Source organism: Caenispirillum bisanense, from assembly GCF_900230255.1.
Classification (GTDB): domain Bacteria; phylum Pseudomonadota; class Alphaproteobacteria; order Rhodospirillales; family Rhodospirillaceae; genus Caenispirillum; species Caenispirillum bisanense_A.
In genome coordinates this window covers 242,881-259,959 of sequence record NZ_OCNJ01000006.1, presented here as the reverse complement: position 1 = coordinate 259,959, position 17,079 = coordinate 242,881, and the positions used below count along the sequence as shown (strand labels likewise).

At 70.0% G+C, this 17,079-nt stretch carries 12 protein-coding genes; 3 read left to right on the top strand and 9 right to left on the bottom strand.

Going from position 1 to position 17,079, the window contains the following annotated elements; translation table 11 throughout:
* The first annotated feature begins 14 nt into the window (after positions 1–14).
* The gene (locus CRP50_RS15075; protein WP_097280007.1) at positions 15–1,763 is read left to right on the top strand and encodes a hypothetical protein; all 1,749 of its coding nucleotides are present in this window, start codon (positions 15–17) and stop codon (positions 1,761–1,763) included.
* Here CRP50_RS15075 and CRP50_RS15070 read toward each other — a convergent pair.
* Positions 1,733–3,652 carry an ABC-F family ATP-binding cassette domain-containing protein gene (locus tag CRP50_RS15070; RefSeq protein ID WP_097280006.1) on the bottom strand — a complete coding sequence of 640 codons (1,920 nt, stop codon included), beginning with the start codon at positions 3,650–3,652 and terminating at the stop codon, positions 1,733–1,735. The two genes, CRP50_RS15075 and CRP50_RS15070, sit on opposite strands and share 31 nt — an antisense overlap.
* Positions 3,653–3,882: 230 nt before the next feature.
* Here CRP50_RS15070 and ndk point away from each other — a divergent pair, with 230 nt between their 5' ends.
* Positions 3,883–4,305 (top strand): nucleoside-diphosphate kinase, encoded by a 423-nt coding sequence (ndk, locus tag CRP50_RS15065; protein ID WP_097280005.1) that lies wholly within the window; start codon positions 3,883–3,885, stop codon positions 4,303–4,305.
* 312 nt (positions 4,306–4,617) lie between these two features.
* On the top strand, positions 4,618–5,472 hold the full coding sequence (locus CRP50_RS15060; RefSeq protein ID WP_097280004.1) for a PEP-CTERM sorting domain-containing protein: 855 nt from the start codon (positions 4,618–4,620) through the stop codon (positions 5,470–5,472).
* 101 nt (positions 5,473–5,573) lie between these two features.
* Here the strand turns inward: CRP50_RS15060 and CRP50_RS15055 are convergent, their stop codons facing one another.
* The 8 genes from CRP50_RS15055 to mnmC all read right to left on the bottom strand — a co-directional run bounded on the left by CRP50_RS15055 (position 5,574) and on the right by mnmC (position 17,043).
* Positions 5,574–6,605 (bottom strand): peptide ABC transporter ATP-binding protein, encoded by a 1,032-nt coding sequence (locus CRP50_RS15055; RefSeq protein WP_097280003.1) that lies wholly within the window; start codon positions 6,603–6,605, stop codon positions 5,574–5,576.
* Positions 6,598–7,584, bottom strand: a complete 987-nt coding sequence (gene dppD / locus CRP50_RS15050) for a dipeptide ABC transporter ATP-binding protein (protein WP_097280002.1) — start codon at positions 7,582–7,584, stop codon at positions 6,598–6,600. The genes CRP50_RS15055 and dppD overlap by 8 nt, the downstream gene beginning before the upstream one ends.
* Complete coding sequence (locus tag CRP50_RS15045; RefSeq protein WP_097280001.1) at positions 7,584–8,543, bottom strand: ABC transporter permease subunit; 960 nt, start codon at positions 8,541–8,543, stop codon at positions 7,584–7,586. Before CRP50_RS15045 ends, dppD begins: the two co-directional genes overlap by 1 nt.
* A 17-nt stretch (positions 8,544–8,560) precedes the next feature.
* Positions 8,561–9,571 (bottom strand): ABC transporter permease subunit, encoded by a 1,011-nt coding sequence (locus CRP50_RS15040; protein ID WP_097280000.1) that lies wholly within the window; start codon positions 9,569–9,571, stop codon positions 8,561–8,563.
* A 244-nt stretch (positions 9,572–9,815) separates the two neighbouring features.
* On the bottom strand, positions 9,816–11,405 hold the full coding sequence (locus tag CRP50_RS15035; RefSeq protein WP_097279999.1) for an ABC transporter substrate-binding protein: 1,590 nt from the start codon (positions 11,403–11,405) through the stop codon (positions 9,816–9,818).
* Positions 11,406–11,807: 402 nt separating this feature from the next.
* A complete protein-coding gene (locus tag CRP50_RS15030; protein ID WP_097279998.1) occupies positions 11,808–13,400 on the bottom strand; it encodes an ABC transporter substrate-binding protein in 1,593 nt (530 codons plus the stop codon).
* 188 nt (positions 13,401–13,588) lie between these two features.
* On the bottom strand, positions 13,589–15,586 hold the full coding sequence (locus tag CRP50_RS15025; RefSeq protein ID WP_097279997.1) for a methyl-accepting chemotaxis protein: 1,998 nt from the start codon (positions 15,584–15,586) through the stop codon (positions 13,589–13,591).
* Between the two features lie 143 nt (positions 15,587–15,729).
* A complete protein-coding gene (mnmC, locus tag CRP50_RS15020; protein WP_141415165.1) occupies positions 15,730–17,043 on the bottom strand; it encodes an FAD-dependent 5-carboxymethylaminomethyl-2-thiouridine(34) oxidoreductase MnmC in 1,314 nt (437 codons plus the stop codon).
* Positions 17,044–17,079: the final 36 nt, after the last annotated feature.

The following is a 17,079-nucleotide window of genomic DNA, read 5'->3' as shown; positions in this document are numbered from 1 at the left end:
GGGGACCGGGGGAGATGGCCCGAGCGAAATTCGAGGTTCAGGTCCAGCGCGACGGTCGCTGGACGCTGGAACTCGTCGAGGAAGACGAGGCCGCGGCCATCCGCGAGGCGGACAAGATCCTCGCCCGCGGCAGCAACCAGGGTGTGCGCGTCGTCCGCGAGCGCCTGGGGCGCGATACCGTCGTCTACCAGAAGGAGCGGGGCGGCCCGAGCAACGCCAACGTCGCCGCCAGCGCCATCACCGAGGCGGCGGACTGCGCCGACATCGAGGACCTCTATGCCCTGCCGGCCCGCCTGACGGCCAGCAAGGTGCTGCGCCGCTGGCTGGACGCCAACAAGGTGACGCCGCTCGAGGTGCTGCACAACTACCGTGCCCTCAGCCGTCTCATGGACAGCGACCCGCAGGTCTACCCGTCCGCCGTCGACCGTGTGGCGACCCTGCAGGCCAAGGCGCGCGGCACCGACCCCCGGCAGCGCCGTGACGAGCTTTACCGCCTGATCGAGGAAGCGGCCACCCGCGCCCGCCGGGCGGAGGGCGAGAAGCAGATCTGGAAGCTCGGCCTGGAGACCTACCCCAAGCTCTGCCGCACCGCCGAACAGGTCGCCTGGATCCCGCAGGACCGCGACCTGCTGGTGCGCAGCGCCGTCGCCCGCGACCTGATCGGGCAGGGCTCGTGGCTCGGCAAGCTCGATGCGTTGCTCGTGGCGGTGACGCCCGAGTTGAGCGAGCAGGACCTCGCCATCCTCGACGAGTTCATCGCCGACGTGCTCGGCTCGCCGCAGACCATCCAGGACATCCTGGGCGAGCGCCCCAACCTGTCGGCGGCCCTGGTGGCCCTCATGGACATCATGGAGGGCAAGCCGCCCGCCGGCCGGCGCGAGCCGGAGACGGTGACGGTGCTGCGCTCCCTCATGGCCGAGGGGCGGCTACGCTCCGCCTGGGTGGTGCTGCGCGACCGCGTGGTCAACGAGGTGGCGAGCACCCGGCCGCTCGCCCGCAACGATCCGGCCCGCGAGACGGAGGCCTTCCAGGCCCTGGTCACCCGCATCCTGCGCTTCCCGAAGATCGGCAACGGCCCGGTCATGGCCGAAGCCCTGACGGGCCGCTGCAGCCGCCAGTTCCCGGAAGGCGGCAAGACCGGCATCCAGCTCGCCATCGGCGCCATGGGCGGCCTGATCGGCGACCGCTCGCGGCGGGTGCACTACTATCTCGACATGCTGCGCACCGAAAGCGGCCGCGCCTGCCTGCCCATGCTCGGCCAGGCGATCCAGCAGACGGTGATGGAAGCGCCCGACATCCACGCCTTCGCGCGCATGGACGAAAGCGCCCACGAAAAGCTGGCGGCCATGGGCTCGCTGCAGCGGTCGCTGCGCCGCGCGCCGCTGCCGCCGCAGCTGCGCGAGGCCCTCGTGGACCGGCTGGACGTGCTGGTGGCGCGCTATCTGGTGCAGGAGCGGGTGATCGAGCGCCTGGACGACCCCACCGACTCGCTGCGCATCCGCGCCAAGCGGCTGGTGCAGTTCGTCGCCTCCGGCCTGCTCATCGAGGGCAAGGCCATGGCGCTCGCCCGCGCCCGCGTGGTGGAGCACCTGAAGCGGCCGAACTTCCTCGGCGAGTTCACGGCCGACATCGCCGATCCGACCCACAAGGAAACGGCGGTGCGCGACTTCTGGCAGATGCTGACGACGGCCGGCTTCGGCGGCCCCGGGGGAAGCGGTGGCAGCAAGGACGATCAGCCGCCCGCCGCCATGGCCTCCTCGTAGGCTTCCTGGGCTTCGAGCCACGCCATTTCCATCTCTTCCACGGCCCGGGTCAGTTCGCCCAGTTCCTTCTGCAGGGCGGCGACCCGCTCGCCGGGGCCGTCGTAGAGTTTGGGATCGGCCAGCTGCGCCTCGACCTTGCGGCGCTTTTCCGTCAGGTCTTCCAGCTTCTTCTCGGCGGTCTGCGCCACCTTCTTCAGCGGCGCCGCCTTCTGGCGCAGCTCGGCGGCGGCGCGGCGGTCTTCCTTGCGGGCGGCGGCGGACTGGGCCGAGGGCTCGGCGTCGGCGCGGGCTTCGGCCTTGGCCTCGCGGCGGGCTTCGCGCGCACGGTCGAGCAGCAGCTTGCGGTAGTCCTGCATGTCGCCGTCGAAGGGCGTCACGCGGCCGTCGGCCACCAGCCACAGGCGGTCGGCCACCAGTTCCACCAGGTGGGGATCGTGCGAGATGAGCACGACGGCGCCCTCGAAGGTGTTCAGCGCCTCGATGAGGGCGTCGCGGGTGTCGATGTCCAGGTGGTTGGTCGGTTCGTCGAGCACCAGGATGTGCGGCGCGTCATGGGTCATGAGCGCGATGAGCAGGCGCGCCTTCTCGCCGCCCGACAGCTGCTCGACCCGGTTGTCGGCCAGTTCGGCCCCGAAGCCGAAGCGGCCGAGGTGGGCGCGCACCTTGGCGTCGGCGACGCCGGGCATGAGCTTCGCCATGTGCTGGAAGGGCGTGCCCTGGGGGTTCAGCTCTTCCGTCTGGTGCTGGGCGAAGTAGCCGACGCGCAGCTTGGTGCTGGCCTTCATCTCGCCTTCCATGAGGGCGAGGCGGCCGGTGATGACCTTAGCGAGCGTCGACTTGCCGTTGCCGTTGGCGCCGAGCAGGGCGATGCGGTCGTCCATGTCGATGCGGAACGACAGCCGGCCGAGCACCGGGCGGCCGTCGTAACCGGCCTTGCCGCTCTCCACCTGGATGAGCGGCGGCGCCAGCTCGTCGGGCTGCGGGAAGTCGAAGGAGACGGAGCGGTCCTCCACGATGGGGATCACCGGCTCCATCTTCTCCAGCATCTTGAGGCGGCTCTGGGCCTGGCGGGCCTTGGTGGCCTTGGCGCGGAAGCGGTCGACGAAGGACTGCAGGTGGGCGCGGCGGGCCTCCTGCTTGACGGCGGCCTTCTCGCGCAGTTCCATCATCTCGCGCCGCTGGCGGGCGAAGTCGTCGTAGCCGCCCTGGTAGGAGACCAGCTTGCCCTTGTCCAGGTGGACGATGCGCTGGCACACCTTGTTCAGCAGGTCACGGTCGTGGCTGACGATGATGAGCGTGCCGGGGTAGACCGCCAGGTAGTTCTCCAGCCAGACGGTGGCCTCGAGGTCCAGGTGGTTGGTCGGCTCGTCGAGCAGCAGCAGCTCCGGCCGGGCGAACAGCGCCGCGGCCAGCGCCACGCGCATGCGCCAGCCGCCCGAGAAGTCGCCGACGAACCGCTCCTGCGCCTCCGCCGAGAAGCCGAGGCCGGCCAGGATGCTGGCGGCGCGGGCCGGGGCGGAATGGGCGTCGATGGCGTTCAGCCGCTCGTGGATCTCGGCGATGCGGTGGGCGTCGGCGGCGGCCTCGGCGTCCGGCAGGTCGGCGAGGAGCCGGGCGCGTTCCAGGTCGGCGGCGAGCACGCAGTCGACCAGCGTGCGGTCGCCGGCCGGCGCCTCCTGCGCCACGCGGCCGACGCTGGCGCGCGGGCGCACGACGATGTCGCCGGAATCCGGGGCGACTTCGCCCAGGATCAGCTTCAGCAGGGTCGACTTGCCGGTGCCGTTGCGCCCCACCAGGCCGACCCGCGCGCCGGCGGGGATGTGGCAGGTGGCGCCGTCGAGCAGGACACGGCCGCCGATGCGGTAGACGAGGTCGTTCACGTGCAGCATGGGGCGGTTCCTACCACACCCGGAAGCGGCGGGAAACGGGGTCGTGCGGGCGCCGCCGCGACCGTAACGGATTGGCGGTTGTCACGGCCTGTGACTGTCTGTATAACCGCCCACCGTTTGCGGCCGAGCGGGACTCCGTGTAGGAGTCTGTCGCGAACGGTCGCGCCGCCACCCGGCACGCGACCCGCACCGCCGGCCGCTGGCCGCACAACAAACGCAGGGATACCGTAATGGCTATCGAACGCACGCTCTCGATCATCAAGCCCGATGCCACCCGTCGCAACCTGACCGGCAAGATCAATGCCCGGTTCGAGGAGAACGGCCTGCGCATCGTCGCGCAGAAGCGTCTGCAGCTGACCCAGGCCCAGGCCGAGGGCTTCTACGACGTGCACCGCGAGCGCTCCTTCTTCGGCGAGCTGGTCGCTTTCATGATCTCCGGTCCGGTGGTCGTGCAGGTGCTCGAGGGTGAGAACGCGGTCGTCCGCAACCGCGAGATCATGGGCGCCACCAACCCGGCGAACGCCGCCGAGGGCACCATCCGCAAGGACTTCGCCGAGAGCATCGAGGCGAACTCGGTCCACGGTTCGGACAGCCTGGAAAACGCCGCCCGCGAAATCTCGTTCTTCTTCGCCGAGATCGAGATCGCCGGCTGAGTGACTGCGGCCGCTTCCCCCGCGGCCGGCCGCCACGGCAATGAACCGGCGCTTCCCTAGCGGGAGGCGCCGGTTTCATTTCGGGGTGTCGGAAAATCTGACGCCGCCGGACGCGCCCGAAAGGCGCAGGATTCCGCCATTCGTCGGGATTCCCGAAATATCAGACCCATCCGGGGCGTCGCTGTGGACTACATGGCGAACTTTCCGATAACGCCGTAGCATTCCGGTTTTCCTTGCCTGCAGCCACGTGGCACGGTGCGTGCTTCTCCCTTGTCCCCGGGGGCAGTGACGGACAGGAAGGGAGAACGGCTCATGCGGCATCGATTCATCTTCGTGGCAGCGACCGGCGCGTCGGTCCTGATGATCGCGCTGGTGTCCGCCGCCACGGCCTTCGTGGTGCTGAACCACGAGGAGAAGGCCAGGGTCGTCGGCGGGCTGACCATCGACGACGGCAGCGCCGACGACGGCGGCGGCGACCACGACCGTTCCCTGGTGATGCGCATGGCCGACGCCCTGGCGGCGCGGCTGCTGCAGGGCTGGGAAAGCACCACGGTCCGCATCGCCGGCAATGGCGGCGCGGAGACCGGCGGCGCCATCGGGACCGGCATCGGCACGTCCGGCTCGGGCGACGTCCTCGGCGAATTGATGCCGCAGAGCGCCCTGACCTCGGCCCAGAACACCGGCCTGCGCCTCGGCCGCATGACCTTCGGCGCCTACGGCGAGAGCGGCCCGACCTTCACCACCGCCATGGCGATGCCCGGCGGCCTGGGCGGCGGCGGCGGGTCCGGGGGCGGCTCGGGCAGTGGCGGAGCCGCCGGCGGTGGTGGCGGCGAGGGTGGCGGTGCGCCGACGCCCGGCGGCCCGGCGCCCGTGGTCGACGAAGGGCGCCTGCAACTCCCGGCCCCGCCGGTCACGCCACCCGGCCCGCCGGCTGTGGTGCCGGTCGACCTGCCGGGCAACGCCGGCCCCGGCCCGCAGCCGCCGCGCGGCAACGCCAACCCGCCGGCGCCGCCCTTCAGCCCGATCCTGCCGGGACCCGGCGGCGGCCAGGTGGTGGAGGACCTCGTCCCCGCCCAGGTGCCGGAGCCGGCGAGCCTCGCCCTGCTGGGCGGCGCGCTGTCCACCCTGGCCCTCGGCGCCGCCTGGCGCCGCCGCCGCCGCGGCTGAAGTTGAGGCGGCCGCAAGCAGCCACGAACGCCCGCATGACGAAAAAGGGGAGGCTCCGGACCGGGCCTCCCCTTTCTCCTTGCCGAGCGCGGCGCCGCCGGTCAGGCGGTGCCGGCCAGCACGTCCTCGGCCCGGTGGCAGGCGACGCCGCGGCCCGCCACGTCGCGCACGGCCGGCACCTCGGTGCGGCAGCGGTCGATCACGTAGGGGCAGCGCGTGTGGAAGCGGCAGCCCGACGGCGGGTTCAGCGGCGACGGCAGCTCGCCCTTCAGCGGCACCTTCTTGGCACGGTCGGAGGCGTTGATCTTCGGCGTCGAGGCCATGAGCGCCCGCGTATACGGATGCGCCGGGTTGTCGAAGATCGCGTCCTTCGGCCCGTGCTCGGCCACCATGCCGAGGTACATCACCATGACGTCGTCGGCGATGTGGCGCACCACCGACAGGTCGTGGGAGATGAACAGGTAGGCGACGCCGAATTCTTCCTGCAGGTCCATGAGCAGGTTGAGCACCTGCGCCTGCACCGAGACGTCGAGCGCCGACACCGGCTCGTCGGCCACCACCACGCGCGGGTTCAGCATCAGCGCCCGCGCGATGGCGATGCGCTGGCGCTGGCCGCCCGAGAACATGTGCGGGTAACGGGCGGCGAACTCGGGCCGCAGGCCGACCACGCGCATCATCTCGCGCGCCCGGTCGCGGCGTTCCTCCTGGCTCATCTTCGTGTTGATGACGAGCGGCTCTTCCAGGATCGACAGCACCTTCTTGCGCGGATTGAGGCTGCCGTAGGGGTCCTGGAAGACGATCTGCACCTTGGTGCGGGCCTGCTTCAGCTTGTCGGCGGGCGCGCCGGCGAGATTCTCGCCCTCCAGCAGGAACTCGCCGGCGGTCGGCTGCTCGATGAGCGTCACCTGGCGGGCGAGGGTGGACTTGCCGCAGCCGGACTCGCCCACCACCGCCAGCGTGCGGCCGGCGTGCAGGGCGAAGGAGACACCGTCGAGCGCGCGCACGGTGGCGTCTTCCTGGAACATGCCGCGCTGCACCTTGTAGTGCTTGGTCAGGCCGCGGGCTTCCAACAGCGGGCCGCCGTCGGCCGGCGCCTCGATCTTCTGCAGCGGGGTCACGACGGCATCAGTCATAGGTCGGGTTCCCGTGATCGTCGAGCGGGTAGTGGCAGCGGTGGCGGAAGGCGCCTTCGCCCATCAGCGCCGGCCGTTCCTCGCGGCAGTGCTTGCGGGCGTTGGGGCAGCGCGGGTGCAGCAGGCAGCCGTGCGGCCGGTCGTAGGCGCCGGGCACCACGCCCGGCAGGCTGTTGAGGCGCGACGCCCCGACGGACCGCTCGGGCAGGGCCGCCAGCAGCGACTGGGTATAGGGGTGGCGCGGGTGGTCGAAGACCTCCGGCACCGTGCCCGTCTCCACCACCTGGCCGGCGTACATCACCACCACCCGGTGGGCGGCCTCGGCCACCACGGCGAGGTCGTGGGTGATGAGGATCATGCCCATGCCGCGCTTCTGCTGCAGATCCAGCAGCAGGTCCATGATCTGCGCCTGGATGGTGACGTCGAGCGCCGTCGTCGGCTCGTCGGCCACCAGCAGGCGCGGATTGCAGGCCAGCGCCATGGCGATCATGACGCGCTGGCTCATGCCGCCCGACATCTGGTGCGGGAAGGCCGACAGGCGCCGCTCGGCGTCGGGGATGCCGACCAGGCGCAGCAGTTCCACGGCGCGGGCGTGCCGTTCCGCACGGGTGCCGCCTTCGTGGATCTGCAGCGCTTCCTTGATCTGCCAGCCGACCGTGAAGCAGGGGTTCAGGCTGGTCATGGGCTCCTGGAAGATCATGGCGATCTCGGAGCCCGTCAGCTTGCGCCGCTTGCGGGCCGGCATGGCCAGCAGGTCCTGGCCGCGGAAGATGAGCTTGTCGGCCTTCACCCGCCCCGGATAGGCCACGAGGCCCATGGTGGCGAGCGAGGTGACGCTCTTGCCGGAGCCTGATTCTCCGACGATGCCGACCACTTCGCCCTCGTCGACGGTGAGGGAAAGGCGGTCGACGGCGCGGAAGGGCGACGCCTCGTCGCCGAATTCCACGCTCAGGTTTTCGATTTCGAGCAAATGGGACATCAGCGTTTCATCTTCGGGTCGAGGGCGTCGCGCAGGCCGTCGCCCATCAGGTTGAAGGCCAGCACCGTCAGCAGGATGGCGAGACCGGGGAAGGTCACCACCCACCACGCGCGCTGCACGAACTGGAGGCTGTCGGCCAGCATGGAGCCCCATTCCGGCGTCGGCGGCTGCGCGCCGAGGCCGAGGAAGCCGAGCGCCGCGGCGTCGAGGATGGCCGTCGAGAAGCCCAGCGTCGCCTGCACGATCAACGGCGCCATGCAGTTGGGCAGGATCGTGTTGAACATCAGCCGGCTGTTGGAGGCCCCGGCGATGCGCGAGCTGGTGACGTAGTCCTTGCTCGATTCCGTGATCACCGCCGCGCGCGTCAGGCGCACGTAGTGCGGCAGGACGACGATGGCGATGGCGACGATGGCGTTCTCGAGGCCGGGGCCGAGGATGGCGACCACGGCGATGGCCAGCAGCAGGCTCGGGATGGCCAGCATGATGTCCATGAGCCGCATGATGGCGACGTCCACCCAGCCGCGGAAGTAACCGGCCGACAGGCCGAGCACGATGCCGGCGGCCAGCGACAGGGTCACCACGATGACGCCGACCAGCAGCGACAGGCGCGAGCCCCAGATGATGCGCGAGAAGATGTCGCGGCCGACGTCGTCGGTGCCGAGCGGGTACGACCAGTTGCCGCCCTCGACGAAGGCCGGCGGCAGCAGCAGGGCGTCGCGGTACTGCTCGATCGGGCTGTGCGGCGCGATCCACGGCGCGAACAGCGCCGTCACCAGCAGCACGCCGATGAACAGGAGGCCGGCGAGCGCGCCCTTGTTTTCGGTGAAGTATTCCCAGAACTCCGCCAGCGGGTGGCGGGGGGTGCCGGCGATGGTCGCCGCCTCGTGCGCTTCGGCCACTTCGGCGGCGTGATCGGCGGCGGCTTCGGCCACGTTGGCCTGCTTGTATTGATCAACCATGGAAGTCGTCGCCCCTTCTACCGCTGGTGCCGGATGCGGGGATTGATGATGCCGTAGGTCAGGTCCACCAGCAGGTTGACCACGATGATGACCGTCGCCACCAGCATGATGCCGCCCTGGATCACCGGGTAGTCGCGGCGATAGATGCTCTCCACCAGCCACTTGCCGATGCCCGGCCACGAGAAGATCGTCTCGGTCAGGATGGCGCCGGCCAGCAGCGTGCCGACCTGCAGGCCGATGACGGTGATGACCGGGATCAGCGCGTTGCGCAGCGCGTGCACCATGATGACCCGCTTGGGCGCCACGCCCTTGGCGCGGGCGGTGCGCACGTAGTCCTCGCGCAGCACTTCCAGCATGGCCGAGCGGGTCATGCGGGCGATCACCGCGAGCGGGATGGTGCCGAGCACGATGGCCGGCAGCACCAGGTGGTGCAGGGCCGACCAGAAGGCATCGAACTCGCCCTGGATCAGCGTGTCGAGGAGCAGGAAGCCGGTCACCGGCTCCACCCAGAACAGCGCCGACAGGCGGCCCGAGACGGGCGTGATGCCGAGGGTGACCGAGAACAGGATGATGAGCAGCAGGCCCCACCAGAAGATCGGCATGGAATAGCCGGTCAGGCTGGTCGCCATGACGGTGTGGTCGACCGCCGTGCCGCGCTTCACCGCCGCGATGACGCCGGCGGGCAGGCCGACGACGATCGCGAAGGTCATGGCGCAGATGGTCAGCTCGATGGTAGCCGGGAACAGGGTCAGGAACTCCTGGATCACCGGCTTCTTGGTGACGATGCTGTTGCCCAGGTCGCCGCCGAGAACGCCGCTGATGTAGTTCCAGTACTGGACGATCAGCGGCTGGTCGAGACCCAGGTCGGCCCGCAGGCGGGCGTAGCGTTCCGGGTCGATGCCGCGCTCGCCGGCCATCATCAGCACCGGGTCGCCGGGGATGAGGTGGATGAGCGCGAAGGTCAGGACGGTGACGCCGATGAAGGCCGGGATCACCAGTCCGATGCGTCTGAGGATGAAGCCGAGCATGGGTCCTCGTGCTTTTGCCGATGCGGCGGCCGGAGGCGCGACTGGGGCCGGCCGGGGCACCGCTCCATTGCCAATACCAAAAGGGGCGGCGCGCAGTTTCGTTGCGGCGCCCGCCGGTAATGGCGAAGTATTGTTGCGAATGTGGAGCGGGGGAGGATGTCGCTGTCCTCCCCCGTCCCGAACTTGAAGGCGGGTCTACACCGCGCCTTCCCTATACGTCAACCCACCAATGGGTGGGGCATGCTCACTTCAGGTCGACGTTGTAGAAGTCGTGCTTGCCGAAGGGCGAGATCTTGTAGTTCACGACGTTGTCGCGCATCGGCATGAAGACGACCGAGTGGGCGACCGTGGTCCACGGCGTCTGGTCCTTGAAGCGGGCCTGGGCCTGCTTGTACAGCTCGGTGCGCTTGGCCGGATCGGAGACGATCTTGGCCTGCTTCACCAGCTTGTCGAACTCCTCGTCGCACCAGCGGGCGCGGTTGGCCGAGCCGACGGCGTCGCACGACAGCAGGGTGTAGAGGAAGTTGTCCGGGTCGCCGTTGTCGCCGGTCCAGCCGAGCAGCAGGGTCTGGTGCTCGCCTTCCTTCGACCGCTTCAGGTACTCACCCCACTCGTAGGAGACGATCTCGGCCTTCACGCCGATCTTCTCCCAGTCGGACTGGATGACTTCCGCCATGCGGCGGGCGTTGGGGTTGTACGGGCGCTGCACCGGCATGGCCCACAGGTTGGTGGAGAAGCCGTTGGGGAAGCCGGCCTCGGCCAGCAGCTTCTTGGCGCCTTCCGGATCATACTTGGTGTCCTGGATGTCGGTGTTGTACGACCACATGGTCGGCGGCAGCGGGTTCTTGGCGGCGCGGCCGGCGCCCTGGAACACGGCGTCGATGATGGCGTCCTTGTTCACCGCCATGTCGAGGGCGCGACGCACCCGCGGGTCGGTGAAGGGCTCCTTCTCGGTGTTGTAGGCCAGGTAGCCGACGTTCAGGCCTTCCTGCTCCATCACCGTGATGCCCTTCTCGGACTTCATCTGCTCGATGTCGGCCGGGTTGGGGTAGGGCATGACGTGGCACTCGCCGGCCTTCAGCTTGGCGTAGCGCACGCTGGCGTCGGGGGTGATGGCGAACACCAGCTGGTCGAGCGGCGCCTTGCCGGCCCAGTACTCGGGGAACGCCTTGTAGCGGAGCTGGGCGTCCTTCTGGTAGGTCACGAACTGGAACGGACCGGTGCCGATCGGGTTGGTGTCGACCATCTCGGGCGTGCCGGCTTCCTGCATCTTCTGGGCGTATTCGGCCGAGAAGATGGACGCGAAGTCCATGCCCAGGTTGGCGATCATCGGCGCTTCGGGGCGGGTGAGGTGGAAGCGGACGGTGTGGTCGTCCACCTTCTCGATCTTCTCGATCAGCTCACCCATGGCCATCGAGTTGAAGTACTCGTAGGAGCCGCCGCCGACCTTGTGGAACGGGTGTTCCGGGTTCATCTGGCGCTCGAAGCTCCAGATCACGTCGTCGGCGTTCAGCTCGCGGCTCGGCGTGAAGGCGTCGCTCGAGTGGAACTTCACACCCTTGCGCAGATTGAAGGTGTAGGTCTTGCCGTCTTCCGAGACTTCCCAGCTCTCGGCCAGGCCGGGCTCGATCTCGGTCGTCCCCTGCTTGAATTCGACCAGGCGGTCGTACATCGGCACCGACGTCGCGTCGAAGGTGGTGCCGGCGGTGTAGAACACCGGGTTCAGGCCCTCGGGGCTGCCCTCGGAGCAGTAGACCAGCGTCTTGGCCTGGGCGGCACCGGCCATGATCGCAGTCGCGACACCGGCGGCAAGGGCGAGTTTCAGAGCGTTCATACGTCGTCCTCGATATGAGTTTCGTGAAGCAACGGTGCGGACCACCGCCACGTCCCCCTGTTTATTGTTGGTTGAACCCGGGAACGGGAGTGTCGGCCTTCCCCGGCGCGTGGGCCCCTCGCACACGTCAACGAAGGCAATAGCCTAGCGCGGAACAGGGTGCAGGCAAAGCCGGCAGGTGAGTAATTTTGTTCTGAAGGTTATCGCTAAGGTGCTTGTTTTCTTTCCGTTTTTGCGCCGCACACAGGAATCTCGCGATCATTCCGGGAACATGCTGCGGTGCATGAACATTGACTGACCTAAGGGTATTCGCCCTTCCGCCTGCGTGCTTACGACGAAAGAGGCAAACGTTTGCGCCCCTCCCGCCCGCGCACGGGGCCGGGAGGGGCGACTCGTCTGCCGTCAGTCCTCCAGATCCACGCCGTAAAACACGTGGGCGTCGAAGGGCGAGGGCGTGTAGCCGGTGACCTCCTTGCGCACCACGTCGAACAGCTTGGCGTGCACCATCGGGTCCCACGGCACCTGCTCGTGGAACCGCCGCTGCGCCTTTTCATAGAGGGCGGCGCGGGCGGCCGGGTCGCTGACCCGCTTGGCCTCCATGACGGCGGCGTCGAACTCCTGGTCGCACCAGCGGGCGCGGTTGGCGGCGCCGACGCTGTCGCACGACAGCAGCACGGCCAGGAAGTTGTCGGGGTCGCCGTTGTCGCCGTTCCAGCCGAGCAGCAGCGTCTGATGCTCGCCGTCCTTGGAGCGCTTGAGGTACTCGCCCCATTCGTAGGTCTTGATCTCGGCGGTCACCCCGATCTTCTGCCAGTCGGCCTGGATCATCTCCGCCTGGCGGCGCGAGTTGGGGTTGATGTGGCTGTGGATGGGCACCGCCCAGACGTCGGTGGCGAAGCCGTCGGGGTAGCCCGCTTCCGCCAGCAGCCGCTTCGCCGCCTGCGGGTCGTAGGGGTGGTCCTCGATGTCGTCGGCGTAACCGAGCAGCATGGGCGGCATGGGGTTCTTGGCCGCCATGGCCTGGTTCAGGTAGACGGCTTCGACGATGGCGTCCTTGTCGATGGCCATGGACAGCGCCCGGCGCACCCGCGGATCGTCCATGGGCGGCTTCTCGGTGTTGAAGGCGAGGTAGCCGACGTTCAGGCCCGGCGCCTCCATCACCCGCAGGTCCGGGTGGTCCCGCATGAGCGGCACGTCGGCGGGGTTGGGGTAGGGCATGAGGTGGCACTCGCCGGCCTTGATCTTGGCGAAGCGCACGCCGGCGTCGGGGGTGATGGAGAACACCAGGCGGTCGAGCGCGGCCTTGCCTTCCCAGTAGTCCGGGTGGGCGAGGTAGCGGATGACGCTGTCCTTCTGGTAGTCGACCATCTTGAACGGGCCGGTGCCGACGGGGCGGCTGTCCACCAGGTCGGGCGTGCCGGCGTCCATCATGGCGTCGGCGTATTCCTTGGAGAAGATGGAGGCGAAGTCCATGGCGAGGTTCGCCAGCATGGGCGCTTCCGGCCGCGTCAGGTGGAAGCGCACCGTGTGGTCGTCCACCTTTTCCACGCGCTCGATGAGGTCGCCCATGGACATGGCCTCGAAGTACTCGTACGAGCCGCCGCCGACCTGGTGGTAGGGGTGCCGCGGGTTCATCTGGCGCTCGAAGCTCCACACCACGTCGTCGGCGGTCAGCGGCCGCGTCGGGGTGAAGCCGTCGATGCTGTGGAACTGCACGTCGGGGCGCAGATGGAAGGTGTAGGTCTTGCCGTCGTCGGAAATCTCCCACCGCTCGGCGAGGCCGGGGACGATCTCGGTGGTGCCGCGCTTGAACTCGACCAGCCGGTTGTAGACCTGGCGGGAGCTGGCATCCAGCGTGGTGCCGGCGGTGAAGAGCTGGGGGTTGAAGCCCTCGGGGCTCGCTTCGGAGCAGTACACCAGGGTCTTCGCCTGTGCGGCGCCGGCGCCCAGGGCGACCGACAGGGCGGCGGCCGCGGCCAATGTCTTCAGGGTCATGCTCACCTGCGACTGTTGGAGGTCGAACCGTGCCCCGCCGCCGGCCGGCGAAACGCGGCCGGCGGCGAGTGAGGGCGCGACTGTACAACCGTCGCGGCGATATGTGAACAGCAATAATGAAATACGCCGAGAGTTTTCCTGTCGGGAAACGGCGGAGCGGACGCTGCGGCGTTCACTCCGCCGCGCCGTCAGGCCCGCATCTTGCCGAGGAAGGCGGTCACCTCCGCCTGTAGGCGCTCCGCCTCGGTGCTGAGGCGGTCGGAGGCATCGAGCACCTGGCGGGCGTCGTGCCCGGTGGCTTCCGCCGCGCCGTTGACGGCGCCGAGGCGATCCTCCACCGCGTGGGTATTGGCGACGGCGCGGCGCAACGAGGCGAGGATGGCGGTGGTCGAGGCGCTCTGGCGTTCGACCTGCGCCAGGATGGTGGTGGTCATGCGGTCGGTGCGCACGATGGTCTCGACGATGTGGCCGATGGCGTCGGCGGCGTCGCGGGTGGCCTGCTGCACCGCCTGGATCTGCGCCGCGATCTCGCCGGTCGCCATGCTGGTCTGGTGGGCGAGCGTCTTCACCTCGCCGGCGACCACGGCGAAGCCCTTGCCGGCGGCGCCGGCGCGGGCGGCCTCGATGGTCGCGTTCAGGGCGAGCATGTTGGTCTGGGCGGCGATGCTGTCGATCATGGCCACCACCTCGCCGATGCGGTCGGCGGCGCCGGTCAGGCCGGTGACGATGTCCGTGGTGCGGTCGGCCTCGTCGGCGGCGGCCTTGACGATGCGGCTGGTCTCGTCGACTTCGCCGGTGATCTCGGCGATGGCGGCGGCGAGGCTTTCGGTCGCCTGTTCCACTTCGGTGATGGAGGCATGGGTGGCGGAGGCGAGGTCGGTCATGGCGCCGCCGTGGCCGCGCGTGGTTTCCACCGCGCCGACCATGCCTTCGGCCATGCCGCGCATCTGGCCGGCGTGGGCGGCGACGGAGGTGGCGACGGCCTGCACCGTCTCCTCCAGGGCGGCGGCGAGGGCGGCCATCTCGGCGGCGCGGGCTTCGCGGGCCTGGCGCTCGCGGGCCTGTTCCTCGGCCTTCAGGCGGGCGGCTTCGACGGCGGTCTGCTTGAACACCTCGATCTCGCGGGCCATGGCGCCGATCTCGTCGCGCAGGCCGGTGCCCGGCACGACGACGCCGTGATCGCCCTCGGCGAGCCCCTGCATGGCGACCTGGATGCCGCGCAGCGGCCGCAGCAGGCTGAGCGCGGTGACCGTGCCGAAGACGGCGAACAGGGCGACGCCGATGCCGCCGGCGCCGAGGATGATGGTCAGCATGCGCGTGCGCGCATCGTCCTGGCTGGCGCGGGCCGCTTCGGCCGCGGCGTCCGTGGCGGCGGCGAGGCGGTCGAACAGCGGCGCCGTGGAATCGATCTCGGCCTCCAGCGCCTGGGCGGCGGCGTCCAGTTCCAGCCGTGTCGCCGCATAGGTTTCCAGCGTCTTGCGGTAGGCGGTGAGCAGCGTGCCGAAGGCGGTGCGGCTGTCGTCGTCCATGGGTGCTGCCATGAGCGCGAAGTCGAACTCGTTGTACGGCTTGCGGTGGCGGTCGATGAGCGTCTGGTCGGGCGCCAGCATGAAGTCCAGCTCGAACCGCCGCATGGACAGCAGCAGCACCTTCAGCTTTTCGATGGCCTCGACGCTCGGCCACTTGGCGAGTTCGATCTCCACCGCCTGCACGGTGCCGCGCAACTCCGCCGTGAGGCCGTCGTCGCGGGTGAGGCCGAGGCGGCGGCGCATGGTTTCCACGGCGGAGAAGCGCTCGGCGGCCGAGGCCAGCGTCGTGCTCAGGTCCTCCGCCGCGCGGGCGGCCTCGCCCCCTTCCGCCGCCAGGGCCGCCAGTTCCCCCTTCAGCGCGGCGAGGGTGGCGCGGGTGCGGTCGGCGGCGGCGGCGTCACCGGCGGCCAGGAAGGCGCGCTCGTCGCGCTTTACCCGCTCCAGCCCGACGGCGACGGCATGGGTCGCCTCGCCGATGCGCTCGACGCGGGCGAGCTGCGCCGCCGCCTGGTCGATCTGCCGCTGGCCGAGCCACGAGGCCGCCGCCATGGCGGTCATCACGGCGATGGCGGCCACGACGAGCACGACGATGCGGGCGCGAATGGAAATGCGGGAAAAGGCACCGATCAGGCGCCCGGAGAAAGATTGGGAGGACATCGGTACCACCATTCGGGGGAAGGGGGTGTTTTTCCGATGGTGGTAAAGGGCGGCCGATCTTTCGGCCAATGAAGAGATGATGAAAGTCCGAGGTCGCTGCCGGCATCCACTATGGTATAGCCGTAGAACAACGATGGTTTATTTCAGCGCTTCTGCTTCTTTTTCTCCTCCACCGCGCGGCGCTGCGGCGGATGTTTCAGGTGACGCACCTCGAAGCGGGCGGGGTGCAAGGCCGCGGCGATGTCGGCGTCCACCGGGCAGGGCGCGCCGGTGATTTCCGCCGCCACCACCTCCGCCGCCAGCGGCGCCGTCTGGAAACCCCGCGACCCCAAGGCCCCGAGCACGAAGAGGCCGGGCACGTAGGGCGCCGGCGGGTAAGCCTGCGGCCGGCGGCCGTGGTGCAGGTCGGCGAAGGCGGTGCGGAAGGCGGCGGCGTCGTGCACGGGACCGGCCAGCGGCATGTGGTCGGGGATGGTGCAGCGCAGGCCCGCCCGCCCGCCGATGGGCTCCGCCCCCAACCGCGCCGCCGCGTCCGGCAGATGCTCGGCCAGCAGGGCGAGGTTGCGGGCGTGATCCTCCGGCCGCACCGGGCGCCAGTCGTCGGGGCGGTGACGCCAGCGGTCGTAGGTGGCGCCGAGGGCGTGGATGGGGCGGCCGTCCTCGTCGGTGAAGGGGGCGGTCAGGTAGCCGCCGAAACTGACGGCGCGGCGCGGTCCGGCCTCGCTGGCGGGCAGGAAGGTGATCTGGCCGCGGCTCTTGCCGAGCGGCCAGTCGGCGGCGGGCCATAGCTCCGGCAGGGCGGCCCCGGCTGCCAGCACCACGGCGGCGGCTTCCAGGATCGGCGCGCCGCCATCGTCGCGCAGCACCCAGCCGTCGCCCGCGCGGGCGAAGGCGGCGACGCGGACGCCGGTGCGCACCTCGCAACCTGCAGCGAGGGCAGGGCAGAGCAGTTGCGGATGCAGGCAGCCGGCGCGGCCGAACCACAGCCCGCCGAGCGGCGTCGGGCAGCCGGACAGGGCCAGCGCCTCGACGGCATCCACCCGGCGCACCTCCTCCGCCGGCCAGCGCAGGGCGGCGACCAGATGCTCCTGCTCCGCCACCTCCGCCGCATCGCGCGCCGCCGCCAGCACGCCGCGGCCCTCGCGCCAGACGGCGGCGGGCAGGGCGTCGTAGCGGTGCAGGGCGTGCAGCCAGGCCTGGGCGTGGAAGCGGCCGTAGGGGTGGCCGTCGGGCGTCAGGCGCGGCTTCATGAGGGCGGAGGGATTGCCCGAGCCGTCGCGGGCGAGGGCGGGGCCGGCCTCCAGGATCACGGCTTCGCGCCCGGCCCGCCGCAGGGCATCGGCGACGGCGGTACCGCCGATGCCGCCGCCGAGCACCGCCACCGGGCCGGCGGGTGCCGGGTCGGCGCGGCGGAACCAGGGCATTCGCCCGCCGTCCGTCGGCATGTCGTCGCTCACCACCGGCCGCGCCTCCCCGTCAATCGCGAGATGGCG

Excerpts from the sequence above, each read along its gene's own strand:
- CRP50_RS15025 (WP_097279997.1), bottom strand. The coding sequence starts at position 15,586 with ATGTCCTCCCAATCTTTCTCCGGGCGCCTGATCGGTGCCTTTTCCCGC.
- CRP50_RS15060 (WP_097280004.1), top strand. The coding sequence starts at position 4,618 with ATGCGGCATCGATTCATCTTCGTGGCAGCGACCGGCGCGTCGGTCCTG.
- CRP50_RS15035 (WP_097279999.1), bottom strand. The coding sequence starts at position 11,405 with ATGAACGCTCTGAAACTCGCCCTTGCCGCCGGTGTCGCGACTGCGATC.
- ndk (WP_097280005.1), top strand. The coding sequence starts at position 3,883 with ATGGCTATCGAACGCACGCTCTCGATCATCAAGCCCGATGCCACCCGT.
- CRP50_RS15070 (WP_097280006.1), bottom strand. The coding sequence starts at position 3,652 with ATGCTGCACGTGAACGACCTCGTCTACCGCATCGGCGGCCGTGTCCTG.
- CRP50_RS15055 (WP_097280003.1), bottom strand. The coding sequence starts at position 6,605 with ATGACTGATGCCGTCGTGACCCCGCTGCAGAAGATCGAGGCGCCGGCC.
- dppD (WP_097280002.1), bottom strand. The coding sequence starts at position 7,584 with ATGTCCCATTTGCTCGAAATCGAAAACCTGAGCGTGGAATTCGGCGAC.
- CRP50_RS15045 (WP_097280001.1), bottom strand. The coding sequence starts at position 8,543 with ATGGTTGATCAATACAAGCAGGCCAACGTGGCCGAAGCCGCCGCCGAT.
- CRP50_RS15030 (WP_097279998.1), bottom strand. The coding sequence starts at position 13,400 with ATGACCCTGAAGACATTGGCCGCGGCCGCCGCCCTGTCGGTCGCCCTG.
- CRP50_RS15040 (WP_097280000.1), bottom strand. The coding sequence starts at position 9,571 with ATGCTCGGCTTCATCCTCAGACGCATCGGACTGGTGATCCCGGCCTTC.
- CRP50_RS15075 (WP_097280007.1), top strand. The coding sequence starts at position 15 with ATGGCCCGAGCGAAATTCGAGGTTCAGGTCCAGCGCGACGGTCGCTGG.